Consider the following 22,475-nt stretch of genomic DNA (forward strand, 5'->3'; position numbering starts at 1 on the left):
GGAGTGGCGGATATGAGCGGGTCGGAGGTGGTCGACGCGTGGCTGGCCGAGCACACGGTCGATCTGATCCAGTGGCGGCGGCACATCCACGCCAATCCCGAACTGTCCCGCACCGAATTCGCCACGACCGAGTTCATCTCGACGTGGCTGACCAAGGCCGGGTTGACACCCCAGAAAATGCCGGGCGGCACCGGTCTGATCTGTGACATCGGCCCCGTCGACGCCCCGCGCATCGGTCTGCGCGCCGATATGGACGCGCTACCGCTCCAGGAGTTCACCGGCCTCGGCTTCGCGTCGACGGTGCCCGGCGTCTCGCACGCCTGCGGTCACGACGCCCACACCGCGATCCTGCTCGGCACCGCGCTCGCGTTGGCCGAGATCGATCTGCCGGTCGGCGTCCGGTTCGTCTTCCAGCCCGCCGAGGAGGTCATGCCCGGCGGAGCCATCGACATGGTCGCGGCGGGCGCGATGGAAGGCGTCGACCGGATCTTCGCCCTGCACTGTGATCCTCGTCTCGAGGTCGGCAGGGTCGGCATCCGGGTCGGCGCGATCACCTCCGCCGCCGACACCGTGGAGTTGGTACTCGATTCCCCCGGCGGCCACACCTCGCGCCCGCACCTGACCAGCGACCTGGTCTACGCCATCGGCACCGTCATCACCGGCCTGCCCGGCCTGCTGAGCCGCCGCATAGACCCCCGCACCAGCACCGTGATGGTCTGGGGCGCGGTCTCAGCGGGTAAAGCCCCCAACGCCATCCCGCAGACCGGCATGCTCACCGGCACCGTCCGCACCGGAGATCACGCCACGTGGTCGCTGCTGGAGCCGATGGTCAACGAGATCGTCGACGGCCTGCTCGCCCCCACCGGCGTGCGCTACCAGCTCAACTACCGCCGTGGCGTTCCCCCGGTGGTCAACGACGAGCACTCCACCCGGATGTTCGAGGACGCCATCCGCGCCCTCGGCCCCGACGCCCTCGCCGACACCCCCCAATCCGGCGGCGGCGAGGATTTCTCCTGGTACCTCGAAGAGGTGCCGGGCGCCATGGCCCGTCTCGGCGTCTGGTCCGGCGAGGGCGAACAACTCGACCTGCACCAGGCCACCTTCGACCTCGACGAACGCGCCCTCGCCGTCGGCGTCCGAGCCCTGAGCAACATCATCCTGCAAGCGGGCTGAACAACACCTGAACAGCACCCCGGGAGCGGGCCCGCCCCACCCGTCCCCCGCCCGGAGCGAGTCATACGAGCGACCGTTCGCGGCCGTCTCGCGTCCGAGCGGTCGAAGCGCATGCGACGCAGTCGCCAGTCTCGACCGCTCGGACGCGAGACAAACGGGGCCGCGAACCCGCGGCCCCGGCCGCCAAAATTTCAGCTGAAGTTTCCCGGGCCTACGTTGCGGCTGTTCCTGGTTCGCAGCGCGTGCACGTACTCCGCTGGCGCGCCTGCTTTTTCGGCCGCGTCGGCCATCACGCCGATGTACCGGGCGGAGGGTAGCCCGCCTTCGTAGGCGTCGAGGACGTACAACCACGCCAGGCGCGGTTCGGTCCCGCTGCCCGGGCTCGGGGTGACGCGTAGCCGGATCTTCTTGTGGATTCCGAAGTCCGAACCTTCCCAACGGTCCAGCCTGTCCTCGTCCTCCGGCGAGACGTCGTAGAGCACGACGAAAACCCGGGATCCTGGTTCCTCGACGACCGTCGCCAGCGGTCCTTCCCACCCGATGTCGTCGCCGGCGAAGGTGAGTCGCCAGCCCTCCAACCAGCCCGTTCCGGACATGGGGGAGTGCGGACAGCGCTCGAGCATCTGGGACGAGTCCATGTTCGACCCGTAGGCGGCGTAGATCGGCACGGTGAAAGGGTAGCCAATAAGATTGGCGGATCGCTCATATCCCGCCCAGAGTGCCCTGTGCGAGTGTCATCTGTTGCCGCGTTCGATGGTCGCGCGCGTCTCATGAGGTCGAGTCGGCAATGGTTGCCGGGTGCTCGCCCGATAACGTTGTCTGTGCGCCGGAGATCCCGGTCGACAGCCCAAGCGGAGGTGTTCATGACCCGCATTGCCATCATCGGTGGCGGTCCCGCCGGTTACGAAGCGGCGCTGGTCGCGGCCAAGCACGGCGCCGATGTGACGCTCGTCGACCGCGATGGCATCGGCGGTGCGTGCGTGCTGTGGGATTGCGTTCCGTCGAAGACGTTCATCGCTTCGACCGGGGTGCGCACCGATCTGCGCCGCGCCAAGGACCTGGGCATCACCTTGGATCCGAGTCAGGCCGCCGTGGAGTTGCCGGAGGTGAACTCGCGGGTGAAGGCGCTCGCGCTGGCGCAGTCCTCCGATATCCGGTCCAAATTGCAATCGGCGGGTGTGAGAGTTGTCTCCGGTCGCGCGCGGATGACCGAGCCCGCCGTCGGACTGTCGACGACGCACCGGGTGTTCGTGTCGCGTGGCGAGGGCGGCGAGCGGGTGCTCGAGGCCGAGGTGGTGTTGATCGCCACCGGTGCCAGTCCCCGGGTGCTGCCGGGCGCCGAACCGGACGGTGAGCGGATCCTGAACTGGCGCCAGCTCTACGACCTGCGCGAACTTCCGGAAACGTTGGTGGTGGTCGGTTCCGGCGTCACCGGCGCCGAATTCGTCTCCGCCTATACGGAATTGGGCGTGCGGGTGAAATTGGTCTCCAGTCGCGACCGGGTGCTGCCCGGTGAGGACGCGGACGCGGCTCTGGTGTTGGAGGAGGCACTGGCCGAGCGCGGTGTGGAATTGGTCAAACACGCGCGGGCGGACGCGGTCGTGCGCACCGCCGACGGCATTGTGGTGAAACTCTCCGACGGTCGCACCGTGAAGGGCACGCACGCCCTGATGACCGTCGGTTCCACGCCCAATACCGACGATCTCGGCTTGGACCAGGTCGGTATCGAATTGGATCGCGGCGGCTATCTGCGGGTCGACCGGGTGTCGCGTACCTCGGTGCCCGGTATCTACGCCGCGGGCGACTGCACGGGCCTGTTGCCGCTGGCTTCGGTGGCCGCGATGCAGGGTCGGATCGCGATGTATCACGCGCTGGGCGAGGGCGTCAGCCCGATCCGGCTGAAGACGGTCTCCTCCGCGGTGTTCACCCGTCCGGAGATCGCGACGGTCGGCGTGAGCCAGACCGCCATCGACAACGGTGAGACCCCGGCGCGCACGGTGATGCTGCCGTTGAACACCAATCCGCGCGCGAAGATGTCGGGGCTGCGCAGGGGTTTCGTCAAGATCTTCTGTCGTCCGGCGACGGGTGTGGTGATCGGCGGCGTCGTCGTCGCGCCCATCGCCTCGGAGTTGATCCTGCCGATCGCGCTCGCGGTGCAGAACAACCTCACCGTCAACGACCTGGCCCAGACGTTCTCGGTGTATCCGTCGCTGTCGGGTTCGGTGATCGAGGCGGCGCGCCAGTTGATGCGTCATGACGACTTGGATTGACGCGGGGCCGACCCCTCGGTAGCGATGCTCCGAGTGTGCTTGTTACCGGCTGGGATTCATCGCGTTGCCTGTCGGCCGAACATATGGTTGACTCCGGGCAGGGATGCGATCGGGCGGCGGTCGCTGGTTCTGTCGTGGGGGGAAGCTTCTTTCCAAACGGGAACGGCGAACAGCCCGAGGGTCGTGCTACGACGGCCGCGTGTCTCGTCAGGGACAACTGAGTGCGCCCGCGTGCGGTCGCACCCGAAAAGGGGAATTGCGAAAAGTGAAACATCGTAAGCCGAGTCGGGCGCAGCGAACGATGGCGGGGACGTCGTTGCCGCTGGCCGCCGCGGCAGCCGTGGCTACTCTTCTCGCGGCGCCCGCGGGGGCGGTTCCGAACGATCCGACCACGCCGACCACTCCCGCCCCGGCCCAGCCGGGTACCGAGACGCCACCGGAGACGCCGACCGAATCCGCGCCGGGGACCGCGAAACCCGATCCGGCCAAACCGGAATCGAAGCCGACGCCGAGCCAGCCGGGTATCACCACCCCGGATCCGGATCAGGTCATGCCCGATCCGAAGAAGGATCCGAAACTCGCGGCTCCGACGCAGCCGGGTGTCACCACCCCGCGTGTCGCGCCGCTTCCGGTACCGGGTCAGCCCGCGCAGCCCGCGACCGCCGAGGATCCCAAGGCTCCCGGCACCGAGGCCACCCCGGCCGTGCCCGGTGCGACGCAGCCGGGCACCCCCGGGACCGCGCCCCGTTCGGGCACCGACACCCCGGCCGCGCAGCCGGAGAGCGACACGCTCATCCAGCAGCCGCCGCGCTGGGAGGCCCCGCGTATCGATTCGGCGCCCGCCGCGCCGGTCGTCGAGATGACCGGTCCGCGTACCGAAGTCGGCGCCAACATCGACGGCGGCACCCTGCTGCCGGGTTTCGTGGCCAATACCCACCACTTCAACAATGCGGCCGGTTACGTCGGCACCGTCGGATACCGCACGCCGACCGGTGCGGGCGAAGCCGGTGTCTCGGTGGAATTCGTCAGCGCCAACACCATTCAGATCACCAGCTACACCGGTGGTGAAGGTCTCGCGGACAACAAGTCCACCACGGTGCTCGACACCACCCAGGTGAATCTGGCCAAGGCGGCCGTCGAGCAGTGGATCGCCGCGCAGCCGGGCGGAACCGCCGCGCTGGAAGCCGCCGCGCAGGTTAAACTTCCCGCGATCATCGCACCGGGTGATGTCACCCCGCAGACGGTCAATGTCGCCGGCGTCACCACCCAGTGGGGTGGCTCGGTCCAGTACTGACATGAGCTGATTCGACGGTGGGGCGGTCGTTCGCGACCGCCCCACTCGTATGTCACGGGGAAAGGATGGGTCGTGGTCTCCGAGGGCGACGCGAAGGACGACGAATCCGGCAGGCGCCGGTCGGAATTCGGCCCTCCGGTGGGCGGTTTCGGCCCTCCGGTGGGTGGTCCGCCGCATGACGGTGGTCCGCCGACTGGCGACTTCGGCCCTCCCCTCACCGATTTCGGGCGGCCGCCGCAGGGCGGAGAGGCTCCGACCGGCGGATTCGGTCCGCCGACGGGAGATTTCGGTCCACCGCTGCGTGACGGTGGCCCTCCGACCGGTGGTTTCGGTCCGCCGCTGCGCGAGGGTGGCCCTCCGACCGGTGGTTTCGGTCCGCCGCTGCGCGAGGGTGGTCCGCCGACCGGCGATTTCGGTCCACCGTTACGTGACGGTGGCCCTCCGACCGGTGGTTTCGGTCCGCCGCTGCGTGACGGCGGTCCGCCGACCGTCGAATCCGTTCCCACCTGGTCGGTTCCGCGGCCGCCGGGTGATCATCCGGAACTGGGCTGGCGACCGGCCGCCGAACCCGCGGGCCCGCCGACCGACGCACGCTATCGCGCTCCCGATACGACGGACTTCCCCGCACCGGTCGCCCCGCCGCCCGATCGCGATCCCGACGCCACCACACGCCACCGGAACCCCGCCTCCGCGCCGGAACCGGAGAACTGGTGGAGCCCGACCGATTCCGGCGAGGTGCCCAGGCCACCGAAGGAGCCGCGCGGGGCCGAGTCCGGCCTGTCCTGGGCCGACGATCCGATCGCCAAGCGGCTCGCGCCGACCAGGGCCGTGCCCGAGACCACCAAGTCCGCGGGCAAGGGGCGGGGCGTGGTGGTCGGCGTCGCCGTTGCCGCCGTCGTGCTGATCGGTCTGATCGTGGCGATCGTCGCGATGGGCAGGGGCGGCGGTGCGGACGAGGCGTCCGCCACGGTGTCGCCGCCGTCCACGGCGGCGGCCTTGAGTTGCCCGGCCAGCCGCGACGGCAGGGTGTCGGTCGGCAACGGCCCCGGTGACACGTCGAGCGGACCGTCGGCGATCCTGGGGTTCCAGCACGCGTTCTACGTCGAGCGCAGCGGTGCGGGCGTGCGCAGGTACGTCGCCCCCGACGCCGAGAACATCTCGTCGGCCGACATCATCCAGGGCGCGATCACCGAGCAGATCCCGGCGGGCACGACGCACTGCCTGCGCATCACCGAGGTGGCCTCGGACACCTTCGACGTCGATCTGACCGAACACCGGCCCGACGGCACGACCACGGTGTACCGCCAGACGGTCAGCACCGTCGACCGTGACGGCAGGATCCTGATCTTCGCCATCCGGGAGCGCGGCTGACCGGTCGTTCTCCCGTGACGGGCTGTCATCGCGCATTACGTCGCGGTGGCAGCCCGTCTTCGTTCCGTAGCTGGTAGACAGCGCACCCAGCCTGCGAATCCCATATTTCGGGAATGGAATTTCATATTCTGGTCACGCTGTGCGATGGTGGACATGACCAGAACCGTGGCGTCCCCCGGAGGTTTCCCATGTCGTCGAATCGACCGTCGCTGTCCGCGAAACTGGACGGGTTGCGGAGTTCGGCGATTCGCGACCTGCTGAAACTGACCTCGCGCGCCGAGATCATCAGCCTCGCGGGCGGGCTGCCCGACGCCGCGCTGATGCCGAGCGCGCGGATCGCCGAGGCCGCCGCGAAAGCGCTGACCGACACCGCGGTGCTGCAATACACCGAATCGCCGGGGTGGGCACCGCTGCGGGCCGTGCTGGCCGAGCGCGAGTCGTCGCGGATCGGCCGCGCGGTCGCGCTCGACGAGGTCTTCGTGACACACGGCTCTCAGCAGGCGCTTTCGCTGCTCGCCGAGGTTCTGCTCGATCCCGGCGCGCTGGTGGTCGTCGAGGATCCGGCCTATGTCGGTGCGCTGCAAGTCTTCCGGGCCGCGGGCGCGCGTCTGGTCGCGGTGCCGCTGGACGCCGAGGGGATGCGCGTCGACGTGCTGCGCGAACTGCTCGCCCGCGGCGAGCGTCCGGCCGTGGTGCACACGGTCAGCAATTTCCACAATCCGGGCGGTGTCACCATGAGCTCACACCGTCGCCGGGAGCTCGCCGAACTCGCCGACGCGTACGGGTTCTGGGTGATCGAGGACGACCCCTACGGCGAACTGTGGTTCGACGCCGCGCCCCCCGAGCCGGTGGCGGCCCACTCCCGCACGGTGATTCGCCTCTCCAGCGCTTCCAAGATCATCGCGCCGACTCTGCGCGTGGGCTGGATGACAGCGCCCGAAAGTGTCTGCCGCGCCGTCGAACTCCTCAAACAGGGTGCGGACCTGTGCGGTTCGGCGCTCACCCAGCAGATCGCGGCCGAACTTCTCGCCGACGACGCGTGGCTCACCGCACACGTCGACACGGTCCGCGCGACCTACCGGACCCGTGCCGAGGCGCTGGTCCGCGCTGTCCGTGCGACCTTCGGCGACAGCCTCTCCTGTACCGACGCCTCGGGCGGCATGTTCGTCTGGGCCTCGTTCACCGACGGCACCGACACCTCGGCGCTGTTGGCGCGCGCGCTCGAGGAAGGTGTCGCCTACGTTCCCGGGGCGGCCTTCACCGTCGACAGCGCCTACACGCACTCGATGCGGATGTGTTTCACCACCTCCGACGCGCCCGTCCTGGAACGGGCCGTCGATCGGCTGGCGCGGGCGCACGCCCGCGCGCGGGTGGTTTCCGGTCAGTCCACCCAGTTGTAGGTGCGCTCGACCGCCTTGTTCCACGCCGTCAGGTGGGCCTCGCGGACCTCGGCCGACATGGTCGGCCGCCAGGTGGTGTCCGCGGTCCAGTTCGCCACGATGTCGTCGGTGCTCGGCCAGTAGCCGACGGCGAGGCCCGCGGCGTACGCGGCGCCGAGCGCGGTCGTCTCGTTGACCACCGGGCGCACCACGGGGACATCGAGGATGTCGGACTGGAACTGCATGAGCAGATCGTTGCCGACCATGCCACCGTCGACCTTGAGCGTCGTCAATTCCAGTCCGAGACGCTCGGATTCGGCGTCGGCGCGCATCGCGTCGACCACCTCCCTGGTCTGGAAGGCCGTGGATTCGAGCACCGCGCGCGCCAGGTGGGCCTTGGTGACGAATCGGGTGAGTCCGGCGACGACACCGCGGGCGTCCGGTCGCCAACGCGGCGCGAACAGGCCGGAGAAGGCGGGGACGATGTACGCGCCGCCGTTGTCCTCGACGCTGCGGGCCAGCGGTTCGATCTCCTCGGCGCTCGAGATGAGGCCGAGATTGTCGCGCAACCACTGCACCAGCGAGCCGGTCACCGCGATCGACCCCTCCAGAGCGTAGACGGCGGGCTGATCGCCGAGGCGATAGCAGACGGTGGTGAGCAGTCCGTGTTTGCTGAGGACCGGGGTGGTCCCGGTGTTGAGCAACATGAAATTGCCTGTGCCGTAAGTGTTCTTGGCCTCGCCGGGGGACAGGCAGGCCTGGCCGAAGGTGGCGGCCTGCTGGTCGCCGAGGATTCCCGCGATCGGAACACCTGTCAGCGGACCGGAGGTGATCTCCCCGTAGACCTCCGACGAACTGCGGATTTCGGGCAGAATCGCTTCCGGCACAACGAATTCCGCGCAGATCTGCGGATCCCATCGCAGTGTGCGCAGATCCATGAGCATGGTGCGCGAGGCATTGGTCACATCGGTGACGTGCTTGCCGGTGAGATTCCACAGCAGCCAGCTGTCGATGGTGCCGAAACACAGTTCGCCCGCCTCGGCGCGCTCCCGCGCTCCGTCGACCCGGTCCAGGATCCAGCGCAGTTTCGGTCCGGCGAAATAGGTCGACAGCGGCAGGCCGGTGCGGTCCTGGTAGCGGGTGGGGCCGAGGTCACCGCCCAATTCGGTGACGAGTCGATCGGTGCGGGTGTCCTGCCAGACGATGGCATTGTGGATGGGTTCGCCGGTGGCGCGGTCCCACACCACGGTGGTCTCACGCTGGTTGGTGACCCCGACCGCGGCGATATCGGCGGCGGTGAGATCGAGTTGTTCGAGTACCGCGCCGAGGACGTACTCGGTATCGCGCCTGATGGTCTCGGGATCGTGCTCGACCCAGCCGGGCCGAGGGAAGATCTGTTCGTGCTCCCGCTTGGCCACCCCGACGACGCGGCCGTGCCGGTCGAAGACGATGCACCTACTGGAGGTCGTGCCCTGATCGATGGCGGCCACATAGCGACGCATTCGAGCAGGCTACTAAACCCTGGGCGTGTCATGTCCGAATGCGGCGGTCGTACCCGGTCGGTGACGGCGCCCGCCGGGCGGTCGTCGGGAGCGTCCGCCGTGGTTTCCGCACGCCGCGCGCGTACGCGTCACCCGCACTAGGGTGGATTCGGATACCGGTGGGTAGCCCTCGGCGACACGGGTCAGGCCCGCCGCTGGACGTGTGCCCAGTCGCATAGCCTGGAAGTGCAACAGCCCGACCGCGCGTGCCACACCAACATCGACAGCCGGCGATTGCGCCGTCGGCGCGAGGAGGCGAGCATGACCACGAAGCCGGATTCACAGTTTCTCGGGCCCGAGCAGCGCCGTACGGCGTGGGAGCGGTTCGGCAAGGATCATTTCGACGTGGTGGTGGTCGGCGGCGGCGTGGTCGGTGCCGGCATCGCGCTCGACGCCGCGACCCGCGGCCTGAAGGTGGCCCTGGTCGAGGCCCGCGATCTGGCCTCCGGCACGTCGAGTCGTTCATCGAAGATGTTCCACGGCGGTCTGCGCTATCTGGAACAGCTGGAATTCGGACTGGTGCGCGAGGCGTTGCGCGAGCGCGAACTGGCGTTGTCGACGCTGGCCCCGCACCTGGTGAAACCGCTGCGCTTCCTCTATCCGCTGACCCGCCGGTTCTGGGAGCGGCCCTACGTCGCCTCGGGCCTGGTGCTCTACGACACTATGGGTGGGTCGAAATCGGTTCCGGGACAGCATCATCTGTCCCGCCATGGCGCGCTGCGGCTGGCTCCGGGGCTCAAGAGCGATTCGCTGATCGGCGGCGTCACCTACTACGACACCGTCGTGGACGACGCGCGGCACACCATGACGGTCGCGCGCACCGCCGCGCACTACGGCGCGGTGATCCGCACCTCCACCCAGGTCGTCGGCTTCCTGCGCGAAGCCGACCGGGTCACGGGTGTGCGGGTCCGCGACAGCGAGGACGGCCGCGCCGGTGAGGTGCGCGCGCACGTGGTCATCAACGCGACGGGCGTCTGGACCGACGAGGTGCAGTCGCTGGCGCGCAGCAGGGGCAGGTTCCACGTCCGCGCGTCCAAGGGCGTGCACATCGTGGTGCCGCGCGACCGTATCGTCAGCGACGCCGCGATGATCCTGCGTACCGCGACCTCGGTGCTGTTCGTCATCCCGTGGGGCGCGCACTGGATCGTCGGCACCACCGACACGGATTGGAATCTCGACCTGGCCCACCCGGCCGCCACCAACGCCGATATCGCCTACCTGCTCAACCGGGTGAACGAGGTGTTGGTCACCCCGCTCACCCACGCCGATATCGACGGTGTCTACGCGGGTCTGCGGCCGTTGCTGGCGGGGGAGAGCGATTCCACTTCCAAACTGTCACGCGAACACGCGGTGGCGCGGGTCGCGCCCGGTTTGGTCGCCATCGCGGGTGGCAAGTACACGACCTATCGGGTGATGGCCTACGACGCGGTGGACGAAGCGGCACAGGACATTCCGGCGCGCGTCTCGCCCTCCATCACCGAAAAGGTGCCGCTGCTGGGCGCCGACGGCTATTTCGCCCTGGTCAACCAGACCCTGCATCTGGCCGAGACCTACGGTGTCCATCCCTACCGGGTGAAACATCTGCTCGATCGCTACGGTTCCCTCGCCGACGAGGTGATCGCCATGGCCGACGGCAAACCCGAACTGCTGCAACCGATCACCGACGCACCGGCCTACCTCCAGGTGGAGGCGGTCTACGCGGTGGCGGCCGAAGGCGCGTTGCACCTCGACGATATCCTCGCCCGCCGCACCAGGATCTCCATCGAATACGCCCACCGCGGCGCCAACTGCGCCGAGCAGGTCGCCCAACTGGTCGCCCCCCTGCTCGGCTGGGACGAATCCGATATCGAACGCGAGGTCGAGACCTATCAGGCCAGGGTCGATGCGGAGATCCACTCGCAGAACCAGCCCGACGACCGTTCCGCCGACGCCCTGCGCGCCGCCGCCCCCGAACCCCGGCCCCAACTCCTCGAACCGGTACCGCTGGACAGCTGAGCGGATTCACGGCCTCGCGAGCGCCGTGCTTGCTCTCAGGTCGGGTCGCGCGGAGATTCCATCGCCGTGGCCCAGTCCACCAGGGAACGCAGGTAGCTCAGCACGAGTTCGTCGGGATAGTTCTGCCGGTCGGCCAGGTGTAGTCGGGCGATCTCCTCGATGGCGGCCAGCAGCAGGCGTTGGGTCGGGCCGTCCGGATCGACCGTGACCCCCGCGTAGCGGGACAGGTGGCCCGCGCCGATCGCCCTGGCGTAGGCGCGTCCCATGTCGAGCCGCTCGCGCAGGCCGGGCGGTCCGCCGTCGGGTGGGCTGAGCATGATCTGCCAGCTGGTCGGCGAGGCGTGTAGGTAGGCGAGTATCGCCCGCCCGACCCGGTCGACGTCGTCGCGCCCGGCCGATGTAGGGGTGCTGCCTGCGCTCGCCATCGGGCCGCCGAGGTCGCCCGCGCTCGTCGGGCCGCCGAGGTCGTCGCCCGCGCCGTGTTCGGTGCCGGTACCGACGCGGTCGTCGGTACTCGACCTCGCGGCGTCATCGTCGACACCCAGCGGGTCGATGGTGCTGATCCCCGCGAGCGCGATCTCGCTCTCGCGTTCCAGCAGCGCCGTCATCAGCCCGGAGAGGTCGACGAACTGCTGGTAGACGAGGGCTCGCGCGACGGGCGCCGACCGTGCCACCCGCTCGATCGTCACCGCGGCGAAACCTTCGGCGGCGACGATGTCGCGGGCGATGTCGAGGAGTTGGGCGCGGCGATCGGCGGCGGACATGCGCCGCCGCGGTGTCGACGCCGAATCGGCGTCGGCGCGAGGTGGATCGACGGGCGCCGGACTCGTCCGCGGCGGTGCGGCGGGGCGACGCTCGATGCTCACGACTCAGACGGTAGCGCGAGCAGCAGATCCACCGCCCGCGCGGCACTCTGCACCGCGCTCTCCATGGTCGCCGACCAGTCGGTGGCGGTCCAGTCACCGGCCAACGCGAGGGTCGGTACCGAGGTGCGCTGGGCCGGGCGCAGGCCGTGGGTGCCGAGCACCTGGGAGAAGGTGGCCTTCGGCATCCGGACGACCTGCGCCTGAACCACTTTCAGCGTCGCGGCGGCGGGGTAGTAGCGGCGCAGCATGGCCAGTTGTTCGGCGACGATCTCCTCGTGCGATTTGTGGATCTGCTCGTAGGCGCCGCTGGTGGTCAGGCAGTACAGCCAGGCCCGTTCGGTGCTGCGGCCGGTCATCAGCTGCCGGTCGAAAACCTCGTCGATGACGCCGGTGCCGCCGATCAGCGCCTCGAATTCGCTCTCGGTGCCGAGCGGCCCGTCCAGGTAGAGGTTGGTGCTGACGATGGGGGTATAGCCGAGTTTGTCGGCGGCGGCGTAGATCTCGGGGTGTTCGGGCAGTTCGTCGAGCAGGCCGCCGATATTCGCGTTGGGCACCGCGCAGATCACCGCGTCGGCGGGGACGACGGAACCGTCGGCGAGCGCGACCCCGGTCACCTTCCCGTCGGCGATGTGGACGCGACGCGCCACCGCCCGGTGGCGCACCTCGACCCCGTGTCGCGCGAAGACCTCGAGCGCGCCGGTGACATAGAGGGTGTCGAGATCGGTGGTGGGGTAGCCGATATTGACACCTTTGCGATCCTTGATTCCCAGTCGGATTCCGGTCGCGAGCACATCGGCGAACACCTTGGCCGATTCCTGGTGCACCGGCTCGGCCGCGATCCCGAGCGCCAGCCAATCCCAGACGGCCTCGCGCGCGGTGGCGGGCATGCCGACGCGGTCGAACCACTGCGCGGTGGTGAGGTCGGCGAGATCGGCGGGTTGCCGCAGGCACTGCCAGCCGAGCCGCGCGGTGGCGAGGGCGGTGCGGACCCGGTCCAGTGCCGTCGCGTCGGGATGCGGTCCGGCGAGTGTGCGCCAAGCGCCGAGGCCGGTGGTCCGCATGGTCGCCGAGCGGCCGTCCGGCCAGCGCAGGGTGCCGCCATCGGGAAAGGCGACGAAGCGTCGGGTGCCGACGCTGGTCAGATACCGGAACAGGTGGTGGTAGCCGCTGGCGATCACGTGTTGACCGTTGTCGGGAAGATCCTCGGCCGCTTCGGCTTTCATGGCGTGGGCGCGTCCGCCGAGTCGGCCGCGTCGCTCCAGCAGGGTGACCTGCTTACCCGCCTCGGCCAGCCACACCGCCGACGCGAGCCCCGCCAGTCCGCCGCCGATCACCACGTACCGTCGCGGATCGTTCGAATCGCTCACAGCCACACTCCCTCACCTAACTTCCAATTTGTAAGTTATGGGTCGGGTGAGGTGCCGTCAAGGGCTGAGCGGGAGTCCGTCGTCGTAGGGTCGAATGGTGACCAGACCCGTGCGCCATGTCAGCGTGAATATCGAACAGCCGTTCGCGACGGTCGCCGCCTTCCTCGGCGATCCGGCGAACTACCCGTCCTGGGCCACCGGCCTGGCGGGCGGACTCGCGCCCGGAGGCGAGGACCAGGGAGCCGAACCGGGCGAATGGCTCGCCGACGCTCCCCAGGGCAGCGCCTACGTCCGCTTCAGCCCGCCCAACGACTTCGGCATCGCCGACCACCGGGTGCGATTCCCCGACGGTTCGGCCCTGCACATCCCGCTGCGCGCGATCGGCAACGAGGAGGGGACCACCGTCGTGCTGACCCTGTTCCGTCGCGCCGGAGTGACCGACGACGAGTTCGAGACCGACGCCGGATGGGTGCGCCGCGATCTCGACGCGCTGCGGAGTCTGCTCGAGCGGTGAGTACGGCGGTCACCCGGGGGGCGGCTGGCACCGGGGGCAGAAGTAGATCCCGCGTTCGTGCTGGGTGATGCGATCGGAGGCCGGGGTGGTGTCGGCCAGCGGCCGGACGGTGATGGCTGTGCCGCACCGCTGGCACGGCCGACGCTGACGGCCGTAGACGAGTTCCCGGCGCGGCGGCGAGTGCGCGGCCTCGGACAGGATGCGGTGGGCCTCGTTGACCAGGGCGAGCAGATCGGGGACATCGCGCACGGGCGTCGCGGGATGGACCCGGCGCAGGAAACAGACTTCGCTGCGGAAGACATTGCCTATGCCCGCCAGATTGCGCTGGTCGAGCAGGGCGACGCCGATCGCCTGATCCGGAGTGCGCTGTAGCCGCTCGACCGCGACGGCCGGATCCCAGTTGGGGCCGAGCAGATCCGGGCCGAGATGGTCGATCACCAGATGCTCCTGAGCGCGCGGCACGGCCTCGACCTTGCCGAGGGAGAAGCCGACGGCTTCGGTGTCGTCGGTGGCGAGAACCAGCCGCGCGGTCACCCGGGGACGGGTCCAGCGTTCGCCGACACAGTAGGTCCGCCAGATGCCTTCCATCTTCAGATGGGTGTGGATGCTCACCCGCGGCGTCCGGATGAACAGGTGCTTTCCGTAACTGCCCACTTCGTCGACGCGTTCGCCCACCAGGTCGACCGTCGCGTAGCGCGGCACCCGGAAATCGCTGCGGACCAGCGTCTTACCGACCAGGGCCCGCCGCAGTCTGGCCGCGGTCAGGAATACCGTGTCACCTTCGGGCATGGCACGACCGTATCCGGATCACGAATGCCCTCGCAGTCGCAGACCGCGCGGGGTGGCCGAGAAACCCGCGCCGGTCAGGAATTCGGCGAAGGTGTTGCCGTGCACCGAATCTCCGTCGACCCGATCGATCACCAGCGCGTCGACCCGACGGGTCCGCACCAGATCGGCCAGGGCGGACGCGGCGGCGCGGCGCGCGTCCGGGTCCTCGGTGAAGGTGAGCAGCGTCTTACCGCCGCGCTCCAGGTACAGCACCGCTTCGCCGTCGAGGAGCACCACGATCGCTCCGGCCTTGCGTCCGGGCCGGTGCCCGCCCTCGCCGTCGCCTTGGGGCCACGGCAGCGCCGCGCCGTACGGGTTGGCGGGATCGCACGCGGCCAGTGCCGCCACCGTCGCGGTGCGCCGGGAACCCGGCCGGACGCGGTCGGTGTCGAAGGAGCGCAGCCGATCGACCACATCGGTGGTGGAGAATTGCGCGCCGCCCAGCGAGTCGACGAAATAGCCGCGACGGCACCGCCCACGGTCCTCGAATTCGGTGAGGACCCGATACATCAGCGCGAAACCGCCGGGCACCCCTTCGTTCTGGACCGAGCCACGGGTCAGTACGCCGTAGCGTTCCAGCAGGGTGTCGGCCGTCGCGTGCGCGCGAACGGTGTTGTCGGACACCCGCTCCGGCAGCAGCGACCAGCGTCCCGCGACCGCGGGCGGCCCGGTCCTGGCCGGCATGCTCGGGCGCGGCAGGTAGGCGCGGCCACGCGGGGCGCGGCGCGGGGTGCGATGGGCGGTGGTGGTGCGGGTGGTGCCGGAGAGCAGCGCCCGCACCGGCGCGAAGGTGTCGCCCGAGACGACGCCCGCCCACACCAGCTCCCACAGCGCGGTCGAGACCGCGGTGTCGTCGAGCAGTCCGGTGGCGTCGGAGAGCTGGCGGAAGAAATACGCGCCGCCGCCGTGCAGGACCGGCGGTAGGCGCGGAGCCGGGTGGTCGCCGTCCGATTCGACCGGCGGCGGTATCGCGAACGTCGCCCCGAGGGTGGTCAGCAGCCGCAGGTGGGTTTCGGAGAGTTCGATCTCGTCCGGCGGTGCGAGGGTGAAGGGCGCGTGTTCGGCCGGGTGCAGCGCGATCCAGCCGTCCTTCGCGGTGATGGCCCCGTGCCCGGACCAGATGACCTCGCCGGTGGCGGTGAGTTCGTCGAGCATCGCGGGCGAGTAGTCGCCGACGCGGGCGGGCAGGATCAGCGATTCCCAGGCCGAGGCCGGAATCGGCACGCCCGCGAGCTGTTCCACCACCGTGGCGACGCCGTCGACCCCGCGCAGTTCCCCGGTGCCGACATGTTGCCAGGACGGGAGGAAACGTCCGAAGGCGGCGGTGGTGACCGGTTCCACCTCGTGCCGCGCCGCGGCGAGCGAGCGTCGCCGCAAACGGCGCAGCACCTGGGTGTCGCACCATTCCGAACCGGTCGCCGCGGGCGTGAACTCGCCTTCCACGACACGTTTCTCGGCGACCAGCCGGTGCAGCGCGGTGGCGGCGACCGCGGTGCCGATGCCGAATCGCCGGGCGACGGCCTCGGTGCCGAACGGCGCGTGGGTGCGGGCATAGCGCCCGACCAGGTCGCCGAGCGGGTCGGCGACCGGTTCGATGAACGCAGCGGGCGTGCCGATGGGAAGCGGAACACCCAGGGCGTCGCGCAGTCGCGCCGCGTCCTCGACCGCGACCCACCAGGTGCGGCCCGCGAAACCGACCTCCAGCGCGCGTTTGCTCGTCCGCAATTCCGCGAACCACGCGTGGTGGTCCGGCGCGGCCGCCGAATCGTCGTCGGCGCCGGTCTCGTTCGCCTCGTCCTCGCGCCGGTCTCCGGCGCGGACGCAGCGCTGCCCCGCCTCGTCCGCGGTCAGCGGCCCGAGCAGCCGCAGCAGATCCGCCAGACCTTCGGCGTCCCTGGCGCCGCGCTCGGGGGTGAGCCGTTGTAGTTCCCGCTCGGTCTGCTCCAGAATCTCCGCGTCGAGCAATTCGCGCAGCTCGACCCGGCCGAGCAGTTCGGCGAGCAGGCTCGAATCCAGCGACAGCGCGGCGGCGCGCCGCTCGGCAAGCGGACTGTCGCCCTCGTACATGAACTGCCCGATGTAGTCGAACAGCAGCGAACTCGCGAACGGCGACGGCGTCGCGGTCTCGACCTCGATCAACCGCAGCTGACGCCTGGCGACCCGGCCGAGCAGATCACGCAGCGCGGGCAGGTCGTACACGTCGCGCAGACATTCGCGCACGGTCTCCAGCAGGATGGGGAAGTCGGGGAATTTGCGCGCGACGTCGAGCAGTTGCGCCGACCGCTGCCGCTGCTGCCACAGCGGTGCGCGTTTACCGGGATCGCGCCGGGGCAGCAGTAGCGCCCTGGCGGCGCATTCACGGAATCGGGACGCGAAAAGCGAGGAGCCGCCGACCTGTTCGGTGACGATCTCGTCGATCTCGTCGGGTTCGAAGACGAACAGATCGGCGCCCGGCGGCTCGTCGGTGGTGTCGGGTAGACGCACCACGATGCCGTCGTCGGAGGCGTTCGGCGCGACATCGACACCGAAACGTTCCCGCAGCCGCGAGCCCACCGCCAACGCCCACGGCGCGTGCACCGGCAGCCCGTACGGGGAGTGCAGCACCAGCCGCCAATCGCCCAGTTCGTCCCGGAAACGCTCCACCACCAGCGTCTTGTCTGTGGGCAGCGTGCCCGTCGCGGTGCGCTGTTCGTCCAGCAGGGCGGCGAGATTGGTCGTGGCGTTGACATCGAGGCCCGCCGACCGCGCGATATTCAGCAGCGTGGCGGATATCGCCCCGCTCGAACGGAGTGCGTCGAATCCGTCGGCGGGTGACGCGGAAGTGTCGGGGGCGGAGGCCGTTCCGCGGCCGGGGACGTTCGCCTTCCCGGCCTTGCGCACGAATTCCCCGAGCGCCGCACCGAGTTCGGCGGGTCTGCCCAGGCCGTCGCCGTGCCAGAACGGCAGCCGTCCCGGTTGCCCGAAGGCCGGTGTCACCAGGACCCGGTCGAAGGTGATCTCCTCGATTCGCCAGCTGGTCGCGCCGAGCGCGAAAACGTCGCCGACCCTGGATTCGTAGACCATCTCCTCGTCGAGTTCGCCCACCCGCGAATTCTTCTCACCCACCATGTACACCGCGAACATGCCGCGATCCGGGATGGCGCCGCCCGAGGTCACGGCCAGCCGCTGGGCTCCGGGCCGTCCGGTGAGGGTGCCCGCGTCCCGGTCCCAGACCAGCCGCGGCCGCAATTCGGCGAATTCGTCGGACGGATAGCGCCCGGCGAGCAGGTCGAGCACCGATTCGTAGGCCGAGCGCGGCAGGGCGGCGTAACTGCCGGTGCCGCGCACGGTGTCGAACCACGCGTCGACATCGATCGGTTCCAGCGCGCAGGCCGCGACGGTCTGCTGGGCCAGGATGTCGAGCGGGTGCGCCGGAATCGCGAGTTCTTCGATCTGTCCGCCGAGCATCCGCTGCGCGGTGACGGCGCAGTGGATGACGTCGGTGCGGTGTTTGGGGAACAGCACGCCCTTGGAGATCTCGCCGACCTGATGTCCGGCCCGCCCGATCCGCTGCAACCCGCTCGCCACCGAGGGCGGCGCTTCCACCTGCACGACCAGATCGACCGCACCCATATCGATGCCGAGTTCCAGGCTGCTGGTGGCGACGACGCAGCGCAGCCGCCCGCTCTTGAGATCGTCCTCGATGACGGCGCGCTGCTCCTTGCTCACCGACCCGTGGTGCGCGCGGGCGAGCAGCTGTTCCGCGCCGTGCACCACCTCGGTGGAGGCGCCCAGCTGGGCGGGCGGGCCGTGCGCGGTGTCGACCGGGTCGCCCACGCGGGCGGCGTAGGCCTCGTTGAGCCGGGCGGTGAGCCGCTCGGCGAGGCGGCGCGAATTCGCGAACACGATCGATGACCGGTGGTCGAGCACCAGGTCGACGATGGCCTCGTCGACGTGCGGCCAGATCGAGCCGGGCTGATCCGAGTCGCCGATCTCGGTCATATCGGTGACCGGCACCCGCACCGACAGGTCGAAGGTTTTCGGCGAGGGCGGGGACACGATGGTGATCGGCGCGTTGCCGACCAGGAATCGGCCGACCTCCTCGGGTGGGCGCACCGTCGCGGACAGACCGATGCGCTGGGCGGGCCGCTCGGTCAGCAGGTCGAGCCGGGCCAGCGACAGCGCCAGGTGCGAGCCGCGTTTGGAGCCCGCGATCGCGTGCACCTCGTCGACGATGATCGTGCCGACCTCGGCGAGGGTTTGCCTGGCCGCCGAGGTGAGCATCAGGAACAGCGATTCGGGGGTGGTGATGAGGATGTCGGGGGGTTTGCGCTGCATCGCCCGGCGATCGGCGGCGCTGGTATCCCCGGAGCGCACGCCGACGCTGATATCCGGCGGCTCGGAGCCGAGCCGTTTGGCCGTCTGGGTGACCCCCACCAGCGGCGCTCGCAGATTCCGTTCGACGTCGACGGCCAGCGCCTTGAGCGGTGACACGTAGAGCACCGAGGTGCCGCGCGGCTGGTCCGACGGTTCCCGGCTCGCCAGCCGGTCGATCGCCCACAGGAACGCCGACAGGGTCTTTCCCGACCCGGTCGGCGCGACGACCAGGGTGTGGTCCCCGGCCGCGATGGACTGCCAGGCGCCGAGCTGGGCGGAGGTCGGCGCGGGGAACGCGCCGTCGAACCACTCGCTCGTCGCCTTGGAGAACATGGCGGTCGAGAACTCCGGTTGCGAGTGCTCGGCCATATCGACAGTGTGCACCCGGGGACCGACAAGCACCGGCGAGTGGCAATCGGCGACCCGGGCGCGCGCCGTCGCCGTACGCTTCCACCCGTGCAGAAGGTGCTCAAACTCGACCTGGTCAGCCACGGCATGACCGAGGCGATGCGCAAGGCACGTTTCCCCGCCGACGAGTCGTTGACCGAGGCGGGCCGCCGCGCCATCACGGCCTGGGGCAGGCCCGCCGGAACCAGGGTGCTCACCGCGCCGGAACACAGGGCCACCGAGACGGCGACGGCGATGGGCCTGTCCGGTGCGGCCGACGAGCGGCTACGCGATCTGGACGCGGGCGCGTGGCGCGGTGACGAACTGAATTCCGTGCCCCAGGCCGAGCTGTACGCGTGGCTCACCGATCCGGAGTTCCGTGGTCACGGCGGCGAATCCGTCACCGATGTCATCGCCCGGATCAGGTACTGGATGGCCGAGATCGCCTCGCACGGCGAATCGACCGTCGCCGTGACCCATCCGGCGGTGGTGCGTGCCGCGCTGCTGGTGACCCTGGACGCACCGCCGAAATCGTTCTGGCGCGTGGACATCCCGCCGGGCAGCGTCGTCAGACTGCACTTTCGCGGCGAGTGGAGTCTGCATTTCGCGGGCTGACCCGCGTCCGTGACCGTCGGATGCCCCGCGACATGTCCGGGGCATCCGAGGACACGATCACCGGAAGCGTTTGCTCTCCTCGCGCAACCGTGCCCGGATCTCGGCGAAACCCGTTCTGCGGACGAAGGTTCCGTCACGCCACACCTCGACCAGCGCGCTCGCCGCCTCCTGCTCGGGGGTGGCCTGCTCGTGGACGACGAGTTCGCCGTCCGCGCCGGGCAGCACCGCGAGACGGCCGCGCGCCGAGCGTTTGGTGCCCGAGTCGGTGACCGGCGCCTTGAAGATGTCGCGTCCGATCCCGTCGACCTCGACGTAGGTGGCCTTCATCGCCGAGGAGAAGGTGTCACGGGTGACGTACTGGTAGGTGTAGGAGCCGACCCCGAAAACGACCGTGGTCGAGACGAATCCCATCTCCGCCAGCCGCGCGGTGATGGCGTCGGCGCGGTCGTAGGTGATCGAATCGCCGTAGATCACCCCGATTCTCGGATCGAGGACGCGGTAGCCCGCCGCGTTCACGGTGCCGCCGAAGGTCTCCCACAGCAGCTGTACCACCCCGCGTCCGGCCGGGGTTTCGTCGGCGGCGGTGCCGCACAGGATGGTCTCCGGATCACCGGAGTCGGGTCGGATCACCAGCGTCCCGTCCCTGGACAGAATGCGATCACGCAGCGCGGGCAGCGTTTCGGTGAGCACCCGCCACAGGTCGAAGGTGTCGCTGACGACCGAGACGATCCCGCTCGGGTAGAGATCGAGCAGCCTGCGGTAGGTGTCGTCCTCGGATTCGCGGGTACCGGCGCACATCACCGAATGTTCGGTGGCGGCGACCGAGCCGAGGATCTGCTCTCCGGAATCGTCGGGGTAGAAGTAGTCGATCCAGTCCGCCGACACCAGCGAATCCGAGCCGCTGAACGACAGCAGATGCGCGGCTCCCGAGGCCGCGGCGGCCTCGATGCCCGGCATGCCGCGGAAGGAGAAGTCGTGCCCCTGGAAACCGACCGCCCCGGGATCGGCGCCGGTCGCCTCGGCCCGCGCCTCCAGCAGCGCGCGCAGCCGCCACGCGCTGGTCGCCGAGGTCGACGGTTGCCAGATGGCCGCCGACAGCGCGGTTTCCAGGTAATTGGTCAGCCAGAAGAAATCCGGGTGGGTGTTCTCGATGGTCAGCACCGGCACGCGCAGCGGAACGGGAGTGCCCTCCGGTACCGAGCGGATGCTCAACGGCAGGTAACCCAGGGCGTGCAGCGCGCGGATGTGGTCGCTGCCGATCAGGTTCGGTCCGAGGATCGACCGCACGCGACGCTCGTACTCGGCGCAGACCGTGTCGACGTCGGCGGCGAAGAACCGCGCGAAGGAGTCTTCCAGTACATCGCGCAGGAACGCCTGCAATCCGAAATGCACGACGTGTTCGACGCCGTCGATCCGGGACGCGCGGTGGGTCAGATTCGAATACACGCGGGTGGTGCCGTCGGGGTACTGGCGACGGTGGTCGAGTTTGTAGGCGTCGGTCAGGAACAGGGGATCGGTGGCACGGCGGAACATCACAGGATTCCTTCGGAGAGAACGTGATCGACCAGGTCGATCAGGTGCAGACGGTCCGGGGCCAGCGCGGTCGCGCGAGCGCCGGGATGTGAGTCGGTGGAGTAGACGCGGGAATAGGGCGCGAGATTGGCCGCGAGGCGGTCGCCGCCGGAGAAGACGCCGTGGGTGACCCACAGGTCCACCCGTTCGGCGGTGTCGAACGAACCCGCCGCGGCGAGTCCGGCGAAGGTGCCGCCGCCGTCGCAGATGTCGTCGACCACGAGTACTCGCAGGCCCGTCACAGGTGTGGACAACTCGAAACCGTCGAGCCGCCCGGTCGCCGGATCGCGACGTTTGCGTCCGTGCGCGACGGGGATCGCCCCGGGCGCGTCCACGCCGGACGCCTCCGCTCCGAGCGCCTGTGCCACGATCGCGGCCCGCTCGCCCGCGCCCGCGTCGGGGGCGACGACCAGGTCGTAGTCGCGCGGTAGCGCCGAGCAGGCGAGTCGCCCGAGCGGGATCTCGGTCAGCGTCGGCCCGCGCAGTGTCGATTTCGCCAGTGGCGAATGGATATCGGCGTAGATCACCTCGTCGGCGAAGGCGCCGATCACCGCGGCGTAGACGGCGGCGCCGCACGGTATGTCGTGGTCGGTGCGTGCGGCCGGGATGTAGGGCATCAGTACTCGCGCGGGTTTCCCGTGCCGCCGGACCACGTCGGCCCACATGCCCAGGGCGAGCAGGTCGTCGGGGAATCCGCCCCGGACGACCGCGAAACGTTCGGCCTCGGGGTCGAACGCCGGGCCGGTCCGCAGGAACCACTCACCGCCGGGGAAGCGCAGGAACTCCAGGTCGTCGGGCCGCGCGCCCTCGGGGGTCCTGACCATCGTCTCGATCATGCGACCACCGTAGCATAGTTTTAGTTAGTTAGACCAAAACTAATCCGGAAGCTCATTCACAGCTGGTTCGCAGGAACTTCGGAGCCCGCAGAGAGGCGCCGCGCATAGGTT

At 69.6% G+C, this 22,475-nt stretch carries 16 protein-coding genes; 8 read left to right on the forward strand and 8 right to left on the reverse strand.

The window, feature by feature from the left end; all coding sequences use genetic code 11:
- Positions 1-12: 12 nt before the first annotated feature.
- A complete protein-coding gene (locus tag DAT37_RS16570) occupies positions 13-1,173 on the forward strand; it encodes a M20 family metallopeptidase (RefSeq protein ID WP_109525690.1) in 1,161 nt (386 codons plus the stop codon).
- 191 nt (positions 1,174-1,364) lie between these two features.
- On the opposite strand, the gene DAT37_RS16575 is transcribed toward DAT37_RS16570, so the two are convergent.
- Positions 1,365-1,841, reverse strand: a complete 477-nt coding sequence (locus DAT37_RS16575) for a gamma-glutamylcyclotransferase (RefSeq protein WP_109525569.1) — start codon at positions 1,839-1,841, stop codon at positions 1,365-1,367.
- Between the two features lie 195 nt (positions 1,842-2,036).
- On the opposite strand from DAT37_RS16575, the gene DAT37_RS16580 reads away from it, so the two are divergent.
- The 4 genes from DAT37_RS16580 (at position 2,037) to DAT37_RS16595 (ending at position 7,508) form a co-directional block, all read left to right on the forward strand.
- A complete protein-coding gene (locus tag DAT37_RS16580; RefSeq protein WP_109525691.1) occupies positions 2,037-3,443 on the forward strand; it encodes an NAD(P)H-quinone dehydrogenase in 1,407 nt (468 codons plus the stop codon).
- Between the two features lie 301 nt (positions 3,444-3,744).
- Positions 3,745-4,737, forward strand: coding sequence for a hypothetical protein (locus tag DAT37_RS16585; protein WP_232839778.1), 993 nt, complete (start codon positions 3,745-3,747; stop codon positions 4,735-4,737).
- A gap of 72 nt (positions 4,738-4,809) precedes the next feature.
- Positions 4,810-6,108, forward strand: a complete 1,299-nt coding sequence (locus DAT37_RS16590; RefSeq protein ID WP_232839779.1) for a hypothetical protein — start codon at positions 4,810-4,812, stop codon at positions 6,106-6,108.
- A 188-nt stretch (positions 6,109-6,296) separates the two neighbouring features.
- Positions 6,297-7,508 carry an aminotransferase-like domain-containing protein gene (locus DAT37_RS16595; RefSeq protein WP_109525570.1) on the forward strand — a complete coding sequence of 404 codons (1,212 nt, stop codon included), beginning with the start codon at positions 6,297-6,299 and terminating at the stop codon, positions 7,506-7,508.
- On the opposite strand, the gene glpK is transcribed toward DAT37_RS16595, so the two are convergent.
- Complete coding sequence (glpK, locus tag DAT37_RS16600; RefSeq protein WP_109525571.1) at positions 7,490-8,989, reverse strand: glycerol kinase GlpK; 1,500 nt, start codon at positions 8,987-8,989, stop codon at positions 7,490-7,492. The genes DAT37_RS16595 and glpK overlap by 19 nt on opposite strands.
- Before the next feature lie 300 nt (positions 8,990-9,289).
- Between glpK and DAT37_RS16605 the strand changes: the two genes are divergently transcribed.
- Positions 9,290-11,023 carry a glycerol-3-phosphate dehydrogenase/oxidase gene (locus DAT37_RS16605; protein ID WP_109525694.1) on the forward strand — a complete coding sequence of 578 codons (1,734 nt, stop codon included), beginning with the start codon at positions 9,290-9,292 and terminating at the stop codon, positions 11,021-11,023.
- A 35-nt stretch (positions 11,024-11,058) separates the two neighbouring features.
- On the opposite strand, the gene DAT37_RS16610 is transcribed toward DAT37_RS16605, so the two are convergent.
- Both DAT37_RS16610 and DAT37_RS16615 read right to left on the reverse strand, forming a co-directional pair.
- Positions 11,059-11,889 (reverse strand): TetR/AcrR family transcriptional regulator, encoded by an 831-nt coding sequence (locus DAT37_RS16610; RefSeq protein ID WP_232839780.1) that lies wholly within the window; start codon positions 11,887-11,889, stop codon positions 11,059-11,061.
- Positions 11,886-13,256, reverse strand: coding sequence for a hydroxysqualene dehydroxylase (locus tag DAT37_RS16615; RefSeq protein ID WP_109525572.1), 1,371 nt, complete (start codon positions 13,254-13,256; stop codon positions 11,886-11,888). Before DAT37_RS16615 ends, DAT37_RS16610 begins: the two co-directional genes overlap by 4 nt.
- Before the next feature lie 94 nt (positions 13,257-13,350).
- Between DAT37_RS16615 and DAT37_RS16620 the strand changes: the two genes are divergently transcribed.
- On the forward strand, positions 13,351-13,770 hold the full coding sequence (locus DAT37_RS16620; protein WP_198654281.1) for an SRPBCC family protein: 420 nt from the start codon (positions 13,351-13,353) through the stop codon (positions 13,768-13,770).
- Positions 13,771-13,779: 9 nt separating this feature from the next.
- Here the strand turns inward: DAT37_RS16620 and DAT37_RS16625 are convergent, their stop codons facing one another.
- Positions 13,780-14,559: a DNA-formamidopyrimidine glycosylase family protein gene (locus DAT37_RS16625; protein WP_109525573.1), complete on the reverse strand. Its 780-nt coding sequence runs from the start codon at positions 14,557-14,559 to the stop codon at positions 13,780-13,782.
- An 18-nt stretch (positions 14,560-14,577) separates the two neighbouring features.
- On the reverse strand, positions 14,578-19,323 hold the full coding sequence (locus DAT37_RS16630; protein WP_198654282.1) for an ATP-dependent helicase: 4,746 nt from the start codon (positions 19,321-19,323) through the stop codon (positions 14,578-14,580).
- 87 nt (positions 19,324-19,410) lie between these two features.
- On the opposite strand from DAT37_RS16630, the gene DAT37_RS16635 reads away from it, so the two are divergent.
- Complete coding sequence (locus DAT37_RS16635) at positions 19,411-19,956, forward strand: histidine phosphatase family protein (protein WP_109525698.1); 546 nt, start codon at positions 19,411-19,413, stop codon at positions 19,954-19,956.
- A gap of 57 nt (positions 19,957-20,013) precedes the next feature.
- Here the strand turns inward: DAT37_RS16635 and DAT37_RS16640 are convergent, their stop codons facing one another.
- Positions 20,014-21,489, reverse strand: coding sequence for a nicotinate phosphoribosyltransferase (locus DAT37_RS16640; RefSeq protein WP_109525574.1), 1,476 nt, complete (start codon positions 21,487-21,489; stop codon positions 20,014-20,016).
- Entirely contained in the window at positions 21,489-22,364 is an 876-nt protein-coding gene (locus DAT37_RS16645) for a phosphoribosyltransferase family protein (protein WP_109525575.1), read from the reverse strand. The genes DAT37_RS16640 and DAT37_RS16645 overlap by 1 nt, the downstream gene beginning before the upstream one ends.
- Positions 22,365-22,475 lie beyond the last annotated feature (111 nt).

It is taken from the genome of Nocardia aurea (assembly GCF_003123685.1).
Lineage (GTDB): Bacteria > Actinomycetota > Actinomycetes > Mycobacteriales > Mycobacteriaceae > Nocardia > Nocardia aurea.